This window comes from Blastococcus sp. CT_GayMR16 (genome assembly GCF_004570875.1).
Taxonomy (GTDB): Bacteria; Actinomycetota; Actinomycetes; order Mycobacteriales; family Geodermatophilaceae; genus Blastococcus_B.
The window spans coordinates 402,100-418,655 of sequence record NZ_SPQK01000001.1 but is presented as its reverse complement, the minus strand read 5'-3'; the positions used below and the strand labels follow the sequence as shown (position 1 = coordinate 418,655).

The window sequence follows — 16,556 nt, the reverse complement described above, 5'->3', positions numbered from 1 at the left end:
GTGGAAGGACCCTTCGAGGGCCTTCCAGTGGGTCAGGACGTCGCGGATCCTGATCCCTTCTTCTTGGCCGCCGCCCGCCGTTGCTGTCGGTTGGCGGCCGGGGCTTCCCCCGCTGGGTTCTGCCCGCGGTAGACCGCCGTCAGGTGCCGGTTCACGGCCATCAGCCGCTTGTACGGGAGGCCTCGGCCCAGCCAGGCGTCGACGTTGTCGTCGCCGGCCAGCTGCCGCAGGATCGACTCCGGCGACAGGCTGTCGTCGACCACCATGTCGTCGGGGACGTCGCCTGTGGCCACGCTGAGGAGCAGCCGGTCGAGACGCAGCAGCAGCGCGGCCGGCACCTCCGACGGGCGCTTGCACTTCCACTCCTCGCCCAGGAGCTTGATGACGACCGGCTCGTCGTCCTCGTCCGCCCAGGCGGCGTCGAAGTCGTGGAACTGATCGACCACGGTCAGGCAGCCGGGGTGAAGCGGGGCGCCCCGGACACCGTCAGTTCAGCGGTGAAACCGGCGTTGTCGTTGAGGCCGCCACCGGACGGGGACGTGACGTTGGCCGACACGTCGTACTCGGTGACGTTCCCGCCGGGGGTGGTCACCCGCATCGTCTTCAGGGAGTCGTACCCGATGGCCTCGCCGAGGGCCACCAGCGCCTCCTGGCCGGCGTCGAGCTCACCGGTGTCGGGGTCCTCCTTGTAGAAGCCCTCGGCGCTGATGGAGCGGGCGCGCTGCGCCACCTTGTGCTCCGCGTTGCCGTCGGAGTCGAAGTCGGTGTCGTCGGTGTCGGTCTTCTCCGTGGAGAAGGTCAGCGAGTTGAGCCCGCCGATCGGGGTCCACACCGGCAGCAGCGTGGTTCCGGTGTTCAGCTCCGGCTTGAGGTGCCGAGCCAGGATCTTGACCTTGGCCATGAGGCCGCCTTCCGCGCGCTGGGTGGGAGTTCCCGGTCAGCGTCGGACAGGAGGTATCAGCGTCAGGGGCGCAGCGCGGTCGGGCGGTAGACCTCGAGGCGGAAGGGCACCGACCAGCGGGGCCGGTCGTCGGGGTCGTCGCCGATGTTCGTCGGTTCGGACTGGGTGGCCAGGCACTGCACGACGTACACCTCGTCGTCGGTGCCCTCGGCGATCGTCACCCCGGACAGGCCGTGGAGGGCGTCGCGGATGGCGACCGCGCGCGTGTAGCCGGCGCGCGCCCGCCCGGGTGTCGCCGGGTTCGCCTTGTTCCCGCGGACGAGGAACTGCACGGCGGGTTCGTCGTAGCCGTGGCCGCCGTCGGTGTCCGCCCCACCGGGCCGGGTGAACGCGGCGACCGCGGCGACCGGCTGGTCGGGCAGGTCTTCGAGGAACGCGTCGTTGCCGGTGCGCCCGTAGACGACGATGCCGATGGAGTCCAGGTATTGCAGCAGCGCGGAGGAGATCATGCGCCGGCCACCTTCTGCTGGAGGTACTCGATGTGCCGGGCGCGGTTCTGCTCGACGGTGTCCTCGAGGAAGTGATCCTTGCGGCCGGCGTCGTGCTGAAGCGTGGGGTCCTCGTGCTGCCGGATGGCGTACGGGGTGTCGAACGCGACCTGCCCTTGCAACGTCTTCCGGTCGACCTCGGTGAACCCGGAGCGGATGAGGGTGCCTTCTTCGATGGGGGCCAGGTTCTGGGAGTCGCCGAGGTCGTCTTCGACGATGTCCTGGAGGGCGTTAGCCGCGGCCTCGTGCATCGCCCGCTTGGCCGCCGGGTTCAGGTTCACCGTCAGCTTCACTGGATCAGCCCCGTACGGCCGGCCAGCTTCGCGCCGGGCCCGAAGATGGGGACGACGTCGACGACGGTGCGGGCGTCGCCGTCGATCGTCACCTCGGCGCCGGCGGCCAGCGAAGTCTCTGGGCGGATGAGCATGGTGCCGACGACGGTGATGTCCTCGCCGCTGCTCGTCCGCACCAGCTGCGTGCGCCAGTCGAGGCGGCAGCGGACACGGCGCGATGTCCCGTAGCCGGGCCCGTCGCCCAGGTCCTCGGTGCGGTCTCGCACCTGCACGTGCTGCCGGAGCAGCTGCGAGGGGACGCGCATCAGTAGGCGACTGCGGAGTTCAGCCCGGACAGCCGGAGGATGCGGCGGGCGCGGGGCGCGAGGATAGACGGCAGGGACGACAGATTGACGCCGCCGACCCCCATCGCGGCGCCGCGTGAGTACCCGGCCACGTCGTTCTCCTCGCCGACCTCCAGCCACTGCTCCACCTGCGCGCAGGTGGCGTCCCGCAGGGCCTCACGGACTTCCGTCACCGCGGGATCTCCGTCGGTGTTGAGCGTCCATCCGGTGGTGGTGTGCTCCGCGATCAGCTCGGTGGCGCGGAGCAGGATGCGGTCGGCGTCGTCCCCGATCGCGGTCAGCTGGTCGGCGGTCAGCCAGGCGACCTGGCCGGGTTCAGTCCCGGCCAGGTCGTCGGCTGTCGCGAACGGTCGCACCGTCAGCCTGGGGGCGGGGTGTCGCCGTTCGCTGCGGCTTCCGCCGCGGCGGCGGCAGCAGCTGCGGCGGCCGCGGCCTCCTCGGCAGCCGCGGCCTTCTTCCGGGCCTTCGTCGCGGCACCCTTCCGGGCGGCCTCGGCGCGGGCCTTCGCCTGGCTGCCCTCGTCGGCGACGGCCTTCTGCACCGACTCCGAGTCGAAGGTGTCCTTGGAGTCGGAGCGGTCCACGGTCAGGGTGATGCCCTTCCCGATCTCGCTGCGCGCCTCCTCGTCGGACACCTCGCTGTAGCCGCGGGACGTGAACGCCCGCACCTGCGACGGCCCGTCCGCGTGCGCCAGCACACCGCCGGGGGAGCGGAACCAGCCGGCACGCCGACCGGCCGGCTCACCCGGCACCGACACCCGATCGTCAACCACGGCCGGTCAGCCCAGCGACTTCGCGTAGTCCGTGGCGGCGGACCGGGACACCATCTCGAAGTCGGGGTCGCCCAGGACGACGCCGTGCTCCGGCGTGCCCTCGTTCACCGAGTCGACCCGCCCGCTGACCCGGTTGCGGAAGTAGACCTGCCGCTCCCGGTTCTCCACCCGCGGCATCTTCACCGCGGAGGTGGACACCGCCGGGTCCGCGGTGTGCCCACCGCGGAGGGCCTCCGCGGCGCGCTCGTTCGCGGCCTGGTGCGCGGCCACGACCTCGGCCTCCGTGCGGATGCCGGGTGCCTCCGCCGACCGCTCGTCGCGGGCGAGCACCGCCCCGTCCTCCACGATGTGCTGCTCCTGCAGGTCCCGCTCCGGGTCGGTCAGGGCAGCCTGAAGCTCCGGGTTCGGGGTCTCCTGGAACTCCTGCTTCGGGGCGCCCGCCACAGCCGTGGCCGCGGTGGGCGTGATCGCGCCGGACGTGTCGACGGCCGCCGGCGCGACGCCGGCGGGCTTGTTGTCCTTGCTGGTCTGGTTGCGCTGCGTGGGGGGCACTGTGTCGCCTTCCGGGTGGTCTGGTCAGGATCTCAGGGGCTGGAGCGTCCCGGGGGCCGGGGAGCCCTCCACGCGGCCCCCGGGACGGTCAGGGGTCAGGCCGGGCGCTTGACGTGCGCGACGACGAGGGCCTCGGGACGGATGACCTTCCCGCCGTACACGTGCAGACCCTTGAGGGCGTCGCCGAAGCGGCGCTCCGGCCGGTAGGCCTCGGTCTCCACGATCTGCTCCGCGAAGGACCGGGCCTGCGGAGTGGACGCCTGGATCTTGAACGAGGTGCCGGCGGTGCCGTCCACTGCGGTCGGCACGTTGTTCGACTTGACGATGTCGAAGCCGGCGGCCTGGCCGCTGAACCCGTTGCGCAGGGTGCTCTCCGCGCCGGCGGACCCGGTCTTGATGAACCGGTCGTCGCGGGCCAGCTGGCCGACGAACCACGGCGGGACGGCGACCTGTCGGGGGCCCGCCGCCTTGTTCTCGTCCAGCAGGATGCCGAGCTCGACGAGGAGGTCGTAGGCCTCCGCCGGGGTCGCCAGCGTCTCCGGGGCCACGGTACTGCCGAGGTTGGACCCGGCACCCACGTAGAGGCCGGCGACGTACCGGTCGGCGACGTCGGACAGGGCGTAGGCGGCTTCCTTCGTCGCCTCGCCCATCACCTTCGGCTGGGTCTGCGCCTTGTCGACGTCGTCGATGACGAAGTTGAACGCCTTCGCCTGGTTGATGATCAGCTCACGCTGGTTGTCGGTGAGCACCTCGGGCGCGGGCATGTCCGTGTTCTTCGTGTAGTCGAAGATCGTGACGCGGCCGATCTGGTTGATCTTCACGCGGTCACCGGAGGCGCGGATCTCGCCCTCGTAGTCGCGGTTGACCATGCCCGCCTGGGCGAACACGTGCGCGTTGTTCAGGTTGGCCAGCAGGTTCCCGGCCCAGACGGCGGGGATGAAGTTGTTGAGACTCACGGGGGGCCTTTCGGGGGTCGCGGAACGGGGTCGGTCCGTGGTGTCGCCCGTCGGCGCCCGCGCGGGTGAGCGGGTGGTGCCCCTGACCCTCAGTGGGTCCGCGCCCGGCCTTCCGGCCTCTTCCCCAGACTGGTTGGCCGGGCGCTACGTGCAGGGTGAGACAGCCGGTATCAGCGGTCCGGGTCCCGCTTGATCCACCGGTCCTCGGCCCAGCAGACGAGGGCGGCGCCGCGGGCACGCAAGTTCCACGCTCGGGGCCGTAGCGCGCACGGCGGTGAGTGTCCGGCCCTCCGTGAACACCACCAGCCCCGCGGCGAGACACGGCAGTCAGCCATCGGCTGACGCACGCCACTCGGACGCCATCTCCAGGAGAGCCTGGGCGCAGCCCTCGGCGAAATCGGCCGCTGCCATGCCGTCCGGGACGCCGCCGAGCGTGGCCCTCCAGTCCATCCCCCCACCGGACATGTCCAGGCGGAGCAAGACGTGCGGGTCGGCGGCCCGGACCGGAGGCTGGACGTCGACGGAGAACGGCAGCAGCTGCCCGCCGTAGAAGGACACCCAGACGGTGCCGCCGGCGGCGAGCAGCTCGAGGTCGTCGTCCTCGAGGACGCAGCGGGTGGACATGCGGGGTCCGGAGCCGGTGCCGACCTGGACGACGTCGCGGAGTACTTCGACGGCGGCGATGTCGGAGTCGAGGTCGTTCCCGGGTGGGCCGATGACGACCCGCTGGGAGCCGGGCCACACCTCGGCGTCGGGGATCGGGGTGGGCCGCATTCAGACCGGGTCCCGCGTCGGGACGTCGGGTGCCATGGCGAGCACGAACCGCGCCTTGGACATGAGCAGGTCGAACTCCTGCCGCCGGGTCCCCTGGAGCTCCCGCCACTTCTGCTGGTGGTCGGCCCCGATCGGGGCCTGGAGCACGTACAGGCCGAACGCGATGCCCTCGGCCTGGCGCTCTTCCGCCGGGTCGCGGACGACGGGCTTGGCCATCAGACGGGCCGGAGTCGCAGGACGGCGGGGTCGTCACCCTGCCCGCCGTTGACCGTCTCCAGGCCCATGACCTCGAACACGCGGTCCGGCCCGACCAGGAACAGCAGCGTGTGGCCTCCGACGCGAGATACTCCCGGCGGGACGGCCGCACTCGCGGGCAGGACGCCGACGTGCTCGACGCCGTCCGGGGTCACGACGGTCGCCTCGCCGTCGAAGTCGACGTCGCGCACCAGCTGCTCGACGGTGCCGTGCTGCCGGGGCTTCTGGTGCACCATCCGGCAGAGCACGGCGGCCTCGGACGCGACCTGCATCGCCCGCAGCCAGCCCGCGCGCTCCTCCTCGGTGCACGCGTTCCACCGGGCCGCGAACTCACCCGGCGTGGCGGACTGGACGTTGGGCTCCGACGGAGCCGTGGCGCCGTCCGGGGTGCTCGTCCAGATGTCCTCGCGGCCCAGGGCTTCCCGCTGGCAGACCGAGCACAGTGCCGGCCCGCCGCACCGGGCCTTGCTGCCGTCGGGGTTGGGGATGACGTGCCCGTGCCCGGACATCAGCCGGTGACCCGACCCTCGGCGACGGCGGCGTTGATCTCGTCGATCCGCTTCGCCATCTCCTCCGGAGGCATCTCCTCCAGCTGCTTCCGGGTGAACGTCGGCTTCCCGTTGTTCCCGCCGCCGTTCATCTCCCCACCCGACGCGGTCACGCTGCTCCCGGCCGTGGCCTTCCACTCCGGGTACTCCGTCAGCACCTTCTCGACCGCGGCCTTGATCGCAGCCTCGTCGACCTCCCCGTCCTTCACCGCCGAGTCAAGGTCGGCGTTCCGCACGATCGCCGTCACCCGCTCCGGGTTCGCGCCGGCCGAGATCGCCGCCACCTTCGCCTCCGTCTGGGCGATGCGCTGCGCCGCCTTCTGCGTCGTCTCGGTGGCGGCGGCCTTGGCCTGGTCCCGCTCGATGGTCAGCTTGTCCGTCTCGGACTTCCCGGCGAGGGCGGCGGCGTCGTCCAGCTTCTTCTGCCACTTGCCCTGCTCCTCGGCCAGGCGTGTCTGGAGGACACGGTCGAGGTCGGCCTGCGTGAACTTCGCCTCGGACTCGGTCTTCGTCGTCTCGGTCGTGGTCTGCTGGCCGGTCGTCTCGGGCTTCGTCTCGGTCTTCGTCGTCTCGGTCGTCTGCGTGCCGGTGGGAGCGGTCATCGTCGCCGTGCCCCACCGGCCGCGGTGGTGGGCGAGGAGGCGGGCGACGCCGTCGGGCTGGGTGAGGTCGATGCCGTGCACGGTGCGGGTCAAGGGGGCTCCCTGGGCTCCTGAGGGTTGACCCGATCACCGTGCGCGCGCCCGTATCAGCGCGTTCAGGACTGAACACCTACCGGGCGCCGAGGGTCTCCCGGTACGGCAGCCGCTTCCGGTCGTGCTCGCCGACGAACGCCCGCAGCTTGAACTGCCGCAGCCGCACCAGCGCCTGCGCCGCCCGCAGCTCCTCGGTGTCACCGAACGGCGCCGCCCCCGCCACCTTCCGCTTCGCGTCCCGCACACCCCGCTCCAGGGCCCGCTGCTCCTGCCGCAGCTTGTCGCCCTCCGGGTCGGCGGTGTCCCGCGCCGGCGGCTTCGTCAGGCCCGGCGTGAACCCCGCCAGGGCGTGCCGGCAGTTCGGGTGCATGAACCCCCGCGACCGGGCCTCCCGCAGCGTCCCGGCGTACCGGTGGCCCTTCACCTCCTCGGCGGTCGGCTCCCGCCCGGACAGGGACAGCACCCGCCCCTCGAACGGGCGGCACTTCTCGCATTCCTCCGGCGCGTCGGACACGATCACCAGGTCCCGGCCGGTCTGCGTGTACCGGTCCAGGCCGCCCTGAACGTGCGCCTGCCCGGCCGTCGTCCTCGTCGCCATCTCCACATACGACGACAGCTCCCAGTTGCGGCCGGCGCGGTCGGTGAACCCGCGGACCCCGGCACCGGCGAGGCGGGACACGGCCTTAGCGGCGACCTCGCGGCGGGTCTGCACCCCGGTGACCACCTGCCCGGCGACGTCGGCGATCACCCGCTGGTAGATGTCCTCCGCGCTGCGCAGCATCCGGGTGTGCGTGGACTTCACGGTGCCGGCCAGCTCCGCCGCGTATGCCTGCACCGCGCCACGGTTTGCGGCGACGATGCCCGGCGCGGCCTCGGCGACGCCCGGTCCGCCGGCGGCGAGGACCCCCGATGAGTAGGCGTCGGCCAGGAGGTCGTAGAGGTTGGCGTCGACCTCGTCTCCGAGGGTGGCCACGAACCGCTGCGCGTCCCGTCGCAGCCGGAGGGTGTCGGACAGCTTCTGCTCCGCCCAGCCCCGCTGGTCGATGCCGGCGGCGAGCCGGTTGGAGACGAGGCCGATGAGGTGCGCGGCGGCGTCGGAGTACAGGTCGGCGAGGATCTTGGCGAAGCGGGCCCCGCCGTCAGGGGAGACCGGCACCGGCTCAGGTCTGCTCGAGGCCGGAGGCGTCGGCGGTCGGCAGGCGCAGCGACACCGGCACGGCACCCGTGAACTCGACACCGGCCAGCCCCACGCGGATCGCAGCGTCCTCAGGTTCGACGCCGGCGCGGATCAGCACGCCCATGGCGTCGGCCTTCGCCTTGATGTCCGACGAGTCACCGACCGGGCCGCGGCCCAGCTCCGGGTCGGCCAGCGGGTCAGGCAGCCCCAGGCCGTCCTCGGCCTTGATGCGGGAAACCTCCTGGGTGATCTGGTCGTCGTCCAGGCCGGGCTGCGCCAACCGCACCCGCGTCTCGATCGACGCCGCCCGCGCCGACGCGAGGGTGTTCACCCACTGCGCGGTGCCCTGCGGGTCATCGGCCAGCTCCTGCCAGCCGATCGCCGGACGCGCCACCGGCGTCGGACGCCCGAAGATCACCCGGTCCAGGGCCAGCAGGGTCTCACCGACCGACGACAGCTCCGGCGCCCAGTACCGCTGCTTGCGGCCCTGCGTCCGCCACGTCTTCCCCTCACGGATGCGCAGCGCCGTCCCGCTCTCCGCCCGCCCCTCGATCTGCAACCCGAACGTCTGCGGGGAGTAGCCGGCCGTGGAGATGATGTGCTCGGTCAGGGCGACCGCGGTGCGCTCGTGCTGCTCCACGCGGATGTCGAACTGCACCTGAGAGATCGGGTTCGACAGCTTCTCCAGGTCGGCGATGTTCAGGCCGGTGAACAGCTCGGCGTCCAGGTCGAAACCCCGCGCCGACCCCGGCCCACCCACACTGCCGGCGCCGCCGAACTGCCGCTCGGACCCCGGCCGGCCACCGACCGGGGTGAGGAACTCGTCCGGGACCACGAGCCGCGCCTGGCCCAGGCGGAGGTCCCGCATCCACGACGTCCACGTCTCGTCGAGGGCGTCCAGGAACGACTCGCAGCCGGCGTAGTCCGACCGGCCGATGGGGTACTTGCGGTGCTTGCGGTTGGGCAGCACGTTCGGCACAAAGCGGGGCATGATGCCCGGCCGACCGCCGGTGATCTCCACGGGGACCGGCACCTCGTCCATGAACCCCATCGTCGCGGGGTGATCGGTCAGCGATACCCGCCGGCCCAGCATGGCGCCGGCGCCGACGTACAGGCCGTGGAGGATCACGCCGGGCTCGTGCCGCTCGAGGTGCCGCCACACGACGTCGCCCTCGCTCATGACCTCCTCGACGAAGGTGACGGCGACCAGCTGCCCGTACCGGAAGTCGGGCACGCCGCGGTCGGCGTCGACGACGGTCAGCAGCGGATAGTCGGCGGCGGCCTTGTCCCACAGCGGCCGCAGGTACACGCCCCCGGTGGCCGCGCACACCTCGCCGGCCTCCAGCAGCCGGTTCGCCAGGCCGATGGAATCCATGAGGGTGTCGAGCCTGTCCTGCGCCTGCACCGTCTCGCCGGTGGTCAGCCCGGACTGGGGCCACGCGGCCAGCTCGCCCTCGGTGGCGCCCTGCCCGGCGGCGCGGCGCTCGTGGGCGCGGGCCAGGGACACGTCGGGGACGAGGAGGGACGGGGGCTCACCGAACAGCAGGTCCGCGGACGTGGACGCGATGTCGGCGGCGAGGGTGGCGTGCAGGTGCGCGGTCGCCCGGGTGGTGTCGGTACCGGTCTTGCGTCGGCCCCAGAAGGAGCGGCGACCAGTGGTGCCGCCGCCCTGCGTGGTGTCAGCGAGGCCCTGGGTGTCGCCGGACCACCAGGCTGCCCACGCGGCCTGGTCCTTCGCGTAGGGGGCGATGTCGGTCGGGGGCCACGGGGTGGACGCGGTGGACTCCGGCAGCGGCACCCGCTCAGCGTCGGCGTCCCGGTATCAGCCGAGGTGCGTCCGGGCCTTTCGGATGCGCTGACGAGCGGCGGTGCACGGCCGACAGACCCGGCCGCCCTGCGGCGTTTCACGCCAGTTCCTCGCGCCGCACTTCCTGCACGTCAATCGGCGGCGCATGTGCTCGGGCTGTCGGTCGCGCTCCAGCATGTCCTGAGTGTTGTCGGAATAGCTACCGGAGATCAGGTGCTCGGCAGCGACACAGTGCCGGACGTCGCAGCAGTGCCGGACGACAGTGCCCGCAGGGATCGGCCCCTTGACAGCCTCGTAGGCGACGCGGTGAACGAGCAGCCACCGCTTCCGGCCGCCCTCGGTGATGCAGATGGTCCCGTAGCCGCGATCCGAGCGAGCACCGGTCCAGAGGAGGCAACCACCCGGCCCTGGAACCGATCGGGCGGCTACGCGCTCCGCGGGTGTCACGCGTCCGGACCGATCACGTAGACGCCGTACTCGCGGCGGAACCGCCCGTCGTGGCGCACACGCTGCTGCCGAGCGACCCGCGACAAGGCTCCCGATGCGGTGCCATGTCCCCAGCCGGTTTCCAGCTCGAGCTCGCGGCAGGTGAGGCCGCGGTCGCCCTGCATGCCGACGAGGATCACGACCTGGTCGGTCTTCGGCAGGTCGGCGATGGGGGAGGGCGCCGGATCGGGGCGCAGCTGGACGACGTCAGCAGTGCGCTCACGCGTCTCGGGGAGGTCGGCGTGGACGGTGCCCACGGAGACACCGAGCTTCCCGGCGATCTGCCGCACGCTGAGGTCATCTCCGCGCATCGACGAGACCAGGGCGCGGCGCTCGACGACGGGCAGGCGCAGCTCCCGCAGGTCCCCGAACTCGGCCTCCACGTAGGCGTGCCACGACGGGTAGCCGAGCACCTCGTCGGCGCCCCCTTCGCGGGCCTGGGTGAGCTTCACGATCGCGGTGCCGAGGTGGTGCCGGATCTCCTCGGTGAGCTTCCGTGCGCCGGCGGCGGTGAGGTGCACGGGGCCGCGGCCCTCGCCGGTCACGGTCATGGCCCCGGTGGTCAGGCCGGTCACAGGAGGCTGCCGAGGGTGGTTGACGCGGCGGTGATGAATAGGACGAGGAGCCCGTGCGCCCAGTCGGGCAGGGTCTCGATGATGGAGGGGCGGCGGGTCATGTCGTGCTCCTGGTGGCGGGTCACTGGTCGGGGACGGAGATGAGGCGGACCGCGCCGTCGGTGAGGCGGCGGGCGACGGCGTCGCGGTAGTAGGTGCCGTGGACGACCCGCCAGTGCTGGGTCCACTGGAGGACTTCGTAGCCGCGGATGGTCACGAGGAGTGTAACGGTATTGCGAAGAACTTTCTTGAGTCAAAAGTTAGAAAGTTTCGCAACGTCCTACGCTCGGGTCATGTCGACCTGCCGTGCCAACGACTGCTCCGCCGAAGCCGTAACCGCCTGGCCCTGGGGGGCAGGGACTTTCGACGGGCGGAACATCCCCGTCTGTCGGCCACACCTCGAGCAGCTGTCCATGCCTGGTGTCCGCTACCACCTCAGCAGCCTCAACGACGACGGCCGGCTGGTGATCACGCCGCGAGGCTGAGCCCCTGCTGGAGCCAGGGCCGCCACACCGACCGGCAGACCTGGACCCCGTACCGCAGCCCGTCCGGGCCGTGGTCGTCGGCCTTCAACGGTTCGTCTTCGCCGCGCTTCGTGGCCTTCGGGTCCCACACGTAGCCGAGCAGCTCCCGCTCGAGGAACGGCGCGGCGGGCTGGCCCTGGTCGTCGTGGGCGAACAGCAGCCGGCGGGCGGCCAGCAGCGACGACACGTTGCGGATGCCGTCCGCGACGGCGTTGTCCGCGGCGACCAGACCGGTCCAGCCACGGTTGCGCAGCATCGACCGGAACGACGCCGCTGACGGGTCCACCGCGGTGCGCTCCGGCCACACCGACCCGGCCAACGTCCCCGGGTGCGCATCGGCGGGCAGGGGGATGTCGGCTCCGGCGTCGAGCCAGCCGCGCAGGCGGGCCTCGTACTCGCCGTCGTCGAGCTGCCGGTGCGAGGTGCGCCCGTCGTACCGCCACTCACCGCACACCACCAGCCGGTCGTCGTCGGACGTGCCGAGGAGGACGGCGTGGAACGGGTTGGACTGCCCGTAGTCCAGGCCCACCCAGTGCCGGCCGGTCAGCTGCCGGCGCACCGTGTCCCAGCCGATGCGGTGGACGCCCCCGGGGTTGAGGTCGAGCATGTCGAAGATGGCGCCCTCGGCGGCGACCCAGTCGCCGTCTATGAACCGGCGCCGCCACAGCCCCACGTACATGGCGTCCAGCGAAGCCCGGTACAGCGGGTCCAAGGTGATGTTGTCGTCGAGGTGGAACGACAGCCGCACCAGGTCGACGGGGCCGCCGGTGGGGACGACCGCGCCCGGCCTGGTCAGGTGGGTGCGCGCCCGGTCCAGGTAGTCGCGCTTCAGCCAGTGCTGCGGGGAGTCGGGGTTCGTGGTCGCGATCAGCCGCGCGCCGGCGACGGACAGGCGGGTGCCCAGCATGTTCCAGAACGACTCGGGTAGCAGCGACGCCTCGTCGACGTAGACGCCGACGAGGGTGATGCCGCGGACCTTCTCCTGCGCCTTCTCGTCGTTCGCGCCGGCGGTGTAGATGAGCCGGCCCAGTAGGTGGAGCTCCCCGGCGCCGCGGACGAACCGGCACCGGTTGCGGCCCAGCATCTCGACGAGCGGGCCGATGACGTTGCGTTCCAGGGTGCGTTCGGTCTTGCCGATCATCAGCATCGGGCCGGGGGGTGCGGTGCGGACGAACGCGAGCCAGTCGAGCAGCGACGTGATGGTCTTGCTGGAGCGGACGGAGCCTTCGTAGACGGCCATGCGGTGTGCTCGGGAGAGGCCGATGGCGGTCTGCTGTTTCGGCGTGAGCGCCTGGACGATCACCTCAGTGGGTAGGCGTCGCCGGTCAGGCCTTCGTTGTTGCGCCAGAGGTACTCGGGCCGTCCGCAGCTGTCGGTGGCGACGTGCACGCCGCTGTGCCCAGCTGGCTCGGTACAGACGTTCCCCGGCGACAGACGCGGATGCTGCGCACTGCACAAGAACAGGACGGCGCCGCCAGCCTGCGGATGCACGGGGGGTCTGCTCACGTCGTCGCCCCGACACCGAGGGACCGCAGCCACGAGTCGACCGCGGCCAGGCCCTGCGCGTCGTCCCGCGTCAACACCGCGATCTTGTCCACCGCAATGCCGATCGTCGTCATCAGGTTCCGCTTCCCCTCGAAGTCCGGCTCCTCGAGGTCGTGCGTCGCCAGCGTGTTGTCCTTCCCGCCGAACTTGTAGACCGTGCACGGCTCCCACAGCATCCGACGCAGCCGGTGCACGTCCTCAGCGAGCAGCTGCGCCAGCTCCGACTGCCGGGCCTTGACGTCCACCATCCGCAGCTCTGTGGCGCGTTTGCTGTCCGCTCGGTCCCAAGCGTCGGTGATGCCTTCTTGGGCGGCGATGCGGCTGACGGTGGATTGGGCGACGTCGTGGTCTCGGGCGATGGCGTTGCGCGTCTTGCCTTCGAGGATGTCGTCGAGGATGGCGGCGCGCTTGTCGGGGTCGAGGGGTGCGGGCATCAGGTGCGTCCTGGTCGTCGTCCGGTGCGGCGGATCTGGCAGTGGACGCGGCGGACGGCGATGCGGTGTTCGGCCCAGCCGTAGAGGACCCAGGCTGTGGCGATGCAGGCGGCGAGGATGAGGACCGGCAGGAGGAAGCCGAGGGCGTAGGCGACGGCGTGGAGGCCTTGGTGGAGGCCGTCGCTGAACCCGGTCATGCGCTGATCTTGCGGTCGTCGATATCAGTGTCGTCACCGCGGTTGAAGTCGGTGTCCATGGCGGGGTCGAGGCGGACGGGTCGGCTGCCTGCGCCAGTCCGGTATCCGGTCTTGGCTGTGGCGGTGACGCTGACGCGGCTGGTGCTGCCGCGTCGGTCGGCCTGCCAGCGACGCATGGATTCGCGGCAGGCGGCGCACTTGCTGCCACCGGGGCCGGCGGTGCAGGTGTTGTAGCGGGAGCGGTCGCCGTGGCGGGCGGCGCCGGGCTTGTCGTAGGTGCCGAGGTCGCCGTAGTCGCCGCGGGCGATGGCGCGGCGGTCGGCGGTGGTGAGGCCGCCCCAGGTGCCGCCGTCGATGGCGTCGTCGAGGGCTTCGTGGGCGCAGCGGAGTCGGACGGGGCAGCTGGCGCAGATGATGCGGGCTCGGGCGGTGTTGGGTCCGGTGTCGGCGTCGAAGAGGGCGGGGTCGTGGTCGGTGCAGGCGGCTTGGCGGGTCCAGTCGGGTGGCCGGAGCAGGGCGGTCATCGGCGGGTGAGTCGTTCGAGGAGTGCGTCGGCCAGCATCCGGCCGAAGTCGAGCAGGTTGCGGATCATGCGAGTGGGCTCCTGGGGAGAGGGGGGTCTGGTGAGTATCGCAGTTGTGACTCTCGGTTGCGAGAAAGCGGGGTCATGGGTCTCTGCGTTGGCGGGCTGCGAGGGCGGCGCGGGCTTCGGCGAACTCGCGGCGGCCGGGGGAGTCCTCGTCGGCGACGCGGGCGGGGCGCAGCGGCGGGATGTCGGCGTTGGGGTCGCGGGGTGGGGTCCAGCCGAGGTTCTGCATGGCGTCGACGATGTCGCCGGCGCGAGCCGGGGCGGACGGGGCGCCCCACTGTTCGAGGAGGGCGGTGATCTCGATGCGTGCCTTTTCGACCTGGCCGACGTGATGGGGGGTGCTGCTCGCGTGCGCGTTACGCAAGTTGATCTATCTCCTGTCAGGGTGAGTAGTTCTTCGTGTAGTCACGTCACGTCTCGTCGGACCACAAGTGCGACTCCCGGGTGTGAGTCGTTTGCGATCGCATGTGCGACGCAGGGTGCGAGGGTCATGGGACGCTGCTGAGGCCTCCTCTCCAGCAGCCGCAGTCGGGGCCGTGGTGGCGGACGCAGTTGCCCTTGATGGCGGCCCGGCGGCGGTCGGCGCGGATCTGCTCGGTGGTCTCCGACGTCTGCTGCAGCTGGTCGTAGTCGTGTATCTGCCAGCCGTCGACGGCCGGCTCGAACAGGCCGTGGCGGACTAGTCGGTCGGCGTCCGTCTTCCGGCCGTGGACCCTGGGCAGGACGTAGGTAGCGATCTGGCCGTCGGTGCCGTGCCCTCCCGAGTACGCGAGGGCCGACACGTAGACGACGGCGGCCCGGTAGCCGTCCCGCTCGGCGAGAAGGGCGAGGATCTTCGGGTTCTCGTAGAAGGTGGTGTCCAGACGGACCCACGGCAGGCCGGTCATCAGGCGGTCCGTCCGATCGGGTGGTCGACGTCGACGCTGCGGTCGTGCTGCGGCTCAGGGAGGGCCAGGGGGAGCTCCTGGTGTTCGGCCCACCCGTCGCGCCAGCACTCGGCTTCGGCGGCGGTGAGCGGCCGGGGGAACGCGGCGAGGGGCTCACCGGTGGCGTGCCGGGCGCCGGCGAAGTAGGCGGCGATGGCGAGCGACTCGGGATGGGTGTCGAGCTGGGCGTCGGTGGGGCGGACGTTGAGCAGGTGCGTCGGCCGCCGCGGGGGCAGCGTGCTGCGGCACCAGGCGTCGACGTCGGCGAGAAGGTCGGTCAATGGGTCCCCCTGTTGTGAGTCGCGGAAGTGAGAAAGCGTGAGCATGGCTTAGGGCTGGAGGTGTGGGCGGGAGTGCCTGCCGGCGGGGGTGGTGTCGTCGAGGTGGTCGATGACCTGGTTGACGGTGCCGATGACCGCGGTCATGTCCTCTTTCAGGTCGTGGGCGAGGCGGATGGCCTGGTCGGAGTCGTCGGTGGCGGTGTCGACGTCGTCGCGGAGGTTCTGCACGGTGTAGGTGAGGCCGTAGATCCAGCCGAGCATGATCACCATGGCGGTGGTGATGGCGATGGTGCCGACGTCGGCCTTGAGGATGGCGCCGGTGATGACGGCGAGGGCGGCGCCGGCGGGGACGAGGTGCAGCCAGTGGTCGCGGACCCAGTGGGCGGCGGCCAGGGCGCGCCTCATCGCTGCTCCTCGCTGGTGTTGGGGGTGTGCGCGGCGAACCACGCCTCGAACTCCGTGCGGGTCGCAGGCGTCGGCGGGGCTGGTGCGTTGCCTCTCCGCCGGTTGCCGTGCGCGGCGGGCTGCCGGGCCTTTGGCGAGCTGGTCAGGTGCCAGCCGTGGCAGTGGGGGCACTGGTAGACCCGCGGCCGGTCGTGGGTGCGCCGCTGCCCCACCGAGGTGGCGGCCCGGCGGGCGGCGGTCTCCGACGGGTGCTCCGTCTTCCCCGACGGGCACGGGCCGGTCACCGCGCACCTACCGTGGACGTGGTGACCGAGGACCGGATACGGCGCTTCGACGAGCCCCGGCCGGTGGAGGTGCTCCACGACGGCGAGTGGGTGCCTGCGATGCAGGACGGCTGGGTGCGGTGGCCGGACGGCGACTGGTACGCGTCGGTGTCGTACGTGCTCGAGCACGACTGGGGGAGGGGCCGGTACGTGACATCGGTGCCCGCCGACGAGGTGCGGCCGGTCGGCTGAGTGGTCACTGTGCAACCTCGCGTCCGGATCCGGTCGGCGTCCAGGTCAGGAGCACGCAGCCGAAAGGCGGTCGCTCGTTCGGGCCCACGCGTGTCCGGCCGGGCTTCATGAACCGGATCCGGCCAGGCAGAAACTCCGTCCGCAGGGACCCCCCCCCCGCGATCGCGGAACGGCTCCACCAGCACGTTCCACCAGCGCTGCTCAGTCCGGTTCGCGGGCAGCAGCATCACGATCCCGGTCGCGGTCCGGTGCTCAGCCCACGCCTTCTGCACCCACGGCTTGATGTCGGAGAACGGCGGGTTGCACCACACCGACTCGCCAGCCCACGACTGGTGCAGGCCGTCCTCCTCGCGGGTGAAGTAGCGGGCGCACTTCGTGTTGTGCGGGGCCGCGGCGACGTCAACGGTGAAGCGGTGCT

Annotated in this window: 27 protein-coding genes; 1 reads left to right on the top strand and 26 read right to left on the bottom strand. The window is 71.7% G+C overall.

What is annotated here, in order from left to right:
* Window positions 1-32 precede the first annotated feature (32 nt).
* From E4P38_RS02140 to E4P38_RS02015, 26 genes are all read right to left on the bottom strand, one after another.
* Window positions 33-446 (bottom strand): hypothetical protein, encoded by a 414-nt coding sequence (locus E4P38_RS02140; protein ID WP_135130046.1) that lies wholly within the window; start codon window positions 444-446, stop codon window positions 33-35.
* Between the two features lie 2 nt (window positions 447-448).
* On the bottom strand, window positions 449-901 hold the full coding sequence (locus tag E4P38_RS02135) for a hypothetical protein (RefSeq protein WP_135130045.1): 453 nt from the start codon (window positions 899-901) through the stop codon (window positions 449-451).
* Between the two features lie 62 nt (window positions 902-963).
* The gene (locus E4P38_RS02130) at window positions 964-1,410 is read right to left on the bottom strand and encodes a minor capsid protein (RefSeq protein WP_135130044.1); all 447 of its coding nucleotides are present in this window, start codon (window positions 1,408-1,410) and stop codon (window positions 964-966) included.
* Complete coding sequence (locus E4P38_RS02125) at window positions 1,407-1,742, bottom strand: hypothetical protein (protein ID WP_135130043.1); 336 nt, start codon at window positions 1,740-1,742, stop codon at window positions 1,407-1,409. Before E4P38_RS02125 ends, E4P38_RS02130 begins: the two co-directional genes overlap by 4 nt.
* Window positions 1,739-2,047 (bottom strand): hypothetical protein, encoded by a 309-nt coding sequence (locus E4P38_RS02120; protein ID WP_135130042.1) that lies wholly within the window; start codon window positions 2,045-2,047, stop codon window positions 1,739-1,741. The genes E4P38_RS02125 and E4P38_RS02120 overlap by 4 nt, the downstream gene beginning before the upstream one ends.
* Window positions 2,047-2,442 carry a hypothetical protein gene (locus E4P38_RS02115; protein WP_135130041.1) on the bottom strand — a complete coding sequence of 132 codons (396 nt, stop codon included), beginning with the start codon at window positions 2,440-2,442 and terminating at the stop codon, window positions 2,047-2,049. Before E4P38_RS02115 ends, E4P38_RS02120 begins: the two co-directional genes overlap by 1 nt.
* A 2-nt stretch (window positions 2,443-2,444) precedes the next feature.
* Window positions 2,445-2,858: a hypothetical protein gene (locus E4P38_RS02110; RefSeq protein WP_135130040.1), complete on the bottom strand. Its 414-nt coding sequence runs from the start codon at window positions 2,856-2,858 to the stop codon at window positions 2,445-2,447.
* A gap of 6 nt (window positions 2,859-2,864) precedes the next feature.
* Window positions 2,865-3,410: a hypothetical protein gene (locus tag E4P38_RS02105; protein ID WP_135130039.1), complete on the bottom strand. Its 546-nt coding sequence runs from the start codon at window positions 3,408-3,410 to the stop codon at window positions 2,865-2,867.
* A gap of 95 nt (window positions 3,411-3,505) precedes the next feature.
* Complete coding sequence (locus E4P38_RS02100) at window positions 3,506-4,366, bottom strand: P22 phage major capsid protein family protein (protein ID WP_135130038.1); 861 nt, start codon at window positions 4,364-4,366, stop codon at window positions 3,506-3,508.
* Window positions 4,367-4,693: 327 nt separating this feature from the next.
* Window positions 4,694-5,140 (bottom strand): hypothetical protein, encoded by a 447-nt coding sequence (locus E4P38_RS02095; RefSeq protein WP_135130037.1) that lies wholly within the window; start codon window positions 5,138-5,140, stop codon window positions 4,694-4,696.
* Window positions 5,141-5,356, bottom strand: coding sequence for a hypothetical protein (locus E4P38_RS02090; RefSeq protein ID WP_135130036.1), 216 nt, complete (start codon window positions 5,354-5,356; stop codon window positions 5,141-5,143).
* Window positions 5,356-5,904: a hypothetical protein gene (locus E4P38_RS02085; RefSeq protein WP_135130035.1), complete on the bottom strand. Its 549-nt coding sequence runs from the start codon at window positions 5,902-5,904 to the stop codon at window positions 5,356-5,358. The genes E4P38_RS02090 and E4P38_RS02085 overlap by 1 nt, the downstream gene beginning before the upstream one ends.
* Window positions 5,904-6,638 carry a DUF4355 domain-containing protein gene (locus E4P38_RS02080; RefSeq protein WP_135130034.1) on the bottom strand — a complete coding sequence of 245 codons (735 nt, stop codon included), beginning with the start codon at window positions 6,636-6,638 and terminating at the stop codon, window positions 5,904-5,906. Before E4P38_RS02080 ends, E4P38_RS02085 begins: the two co-directional genes overlap by 1 nt.
* 76 nt (window positions 6,639-6,714) lie before the next feature.
* Window positions 6,715-7,794 (bottom strand): phage minor capsid protein, encoded by a 1,080-nt coding sequence (locus tag E4P38_RS02075; protein ID WP_167760404.1) that lies wholly within the window; start codon window positions 7,792-7,794, stop codon window positions 6,715-6,717.
* Between the two features lie 4 nt (window positions 7,795-7,798).
* Window positions 7,799-9,613 (bottom strand): hypothetical protein, encoded by a 1,815-nt coding sequence (locus tag E4P38_RS02070; RefSeq protein ID WP_135130032.1) that lies wholly within the window; start codon window positions 9,611-9,613, stop codon window positions 7,799-7,801.
* A 452-nt stretch (window positions 9,614-10,065) separates the two neighbouring features.
* Window positions 10,066-10,683 carry a hypothetical protein gene (locus E4P38_RS02060; RefSeq protein ID WP_135130030.1) on the bottom strand — a complete coding sequence of 206 codons (618 nt, stop codon included), beginning with the start codon at window positions 10,681-10,683 and terminating at the stop codon, window positions 10,066-10,068.
* A 121-nt stretch (window positions 10,684-10,804) separates the two neighbouring features.
* Window positions 10,805-10,939, bottom strand: coding sequence for a hypothetical protein (locus E4P38_RS23730; protein ID WP_280791036.1), 135 nt, complete (start codon window positions 10,937-10,939; stop codon window positions 10,805-10,807).
* A gap of 251 nt (window positions 10,940-11,190) precedes the next feature.
* A complete protein-coding gene (locus E4P38_RS02055) occupies window positions 11,191-12,486 on the bottom strand; it encodes a terminase family protein (protein ID WP_135130029.1) in 1,296 nt (431 codons plus the stop codon).
* A 262-nt stretch (window positions 12,487-12,748) separates the two neighbouring features.
* On the bottom strand, window positions 12,749-13,225 hold the full coding sequence (locus E4P38_RS02050; protein WP_135130028.1) for a hypothetical protein: 477 nt from the start codon (window positions 13,223-13,225) through the stop codon (window positions 12,749-12,751).
* Entirely contained in the window at window positions 13,225-13,422 is a 198-nt protein-coding gene (locus E4P38_RS02045) for a hypothetical protein (protein ID WP_135130027.1), read from the bottom strand. The genes E4P38_RS02050 and E4P38_RS02045 overlap by 1 nt, the downstream gene beginning before the upstream one ends.
* A complete protein-coding gene (locus E4P38_RS02040) occupies window positions 13,419-13,946 on the bottom strand; it encodes a WhiB family transcriptional regulator (protein ID WP_135130026.1) in 528 nt (175 codons plus the stop codon). The genes E4P38_RS02045 and E4P38_RS02040 overlap by 4 nt, the downstream gene beginning before the upstream one ends.
* A 141-nt stretch (window positions 13,947-14,087) precedes the next feature.
* Window positions 14,088-14,375: a hypothetical protein gene (locus E4P38_RS02035; protein ID WP_135130025.1), complete on the bottom strand. Its 288-nt coding sequence runs from the start codon at window positions 14,373-14,375 to the stop codon at window positions 14,088-14,090.
* Window positions 14,376-14,499: 124 nt separating this feature from the next.
* The gene (locus E4P38_RS02030; RefSeq protein WP_135130024.1) at window positions 14,500-14,898 is read right to left on the bottom strand and encodes a hypothetical protein; all 399 of its coding nucleotides are present in this window, start codon (window positions 14,896-14,898) and stop codon (window positions 14,500-14,502) included.
* A complete protein-coding gene (locus E4P38_RS02025) occupies window positions 14,898-15,218 on the bottom strand; it encodes a hypothetical protein (RefSeq protein ID WP_135130023.1) in 321 nt (106 codons plus the stop codon). The genes E4P38_RS02030 and E4P38_RS02025 overlap by 1 nt, the downstream gene beginning before the upstream one ends.
* 48 nt (window positions 15,219-15,266) lie before the next feature.
* Complete coding sequence (locus tag E4P38_RS02020) at window positions 15,267-15,623, bottom strand: hypothetical protein (protein WP_135130022.1); 357 nt, start codon at window positions 15,621-15,623, stop codon at window positions 15,267-15,269.
* Complete coding sequence (locus tag E4P38_RS02015) at window positions 15,620-15,907, bottom strand: hypothetical protein (RefSeq protein ID WP_135130021.1); 288 nt, start codon at window positions 15,905-15,907, stop codon at window positions 15,620-15,622. The genes E4P38_RS02020 and E4P38_RS02015 overlap by 4 nt, the downstream gene beginning before the upstream one ends.
* A gap of 21 nt (window positions 15,908-15,928) precedes the next feature.
* On the opposite strand from E4P38_RS02015, the gene E4P38_RS23345 reads away from it, so the two are divergent.
* On the top strand, window positions 15,929-16,138 hold the full coding sequence (locus tag E4P38_RS23345) for a hypothetical protein (RefSeq protein ID WP_135130020.1): 210 nt from the start codon (window positions 15,929-15,931) through the stop codon (window positions 16,136-16,138).
* The last annotated feature ends 418 nt before the right edge of the window (window positions 16,139-16,556 follow it).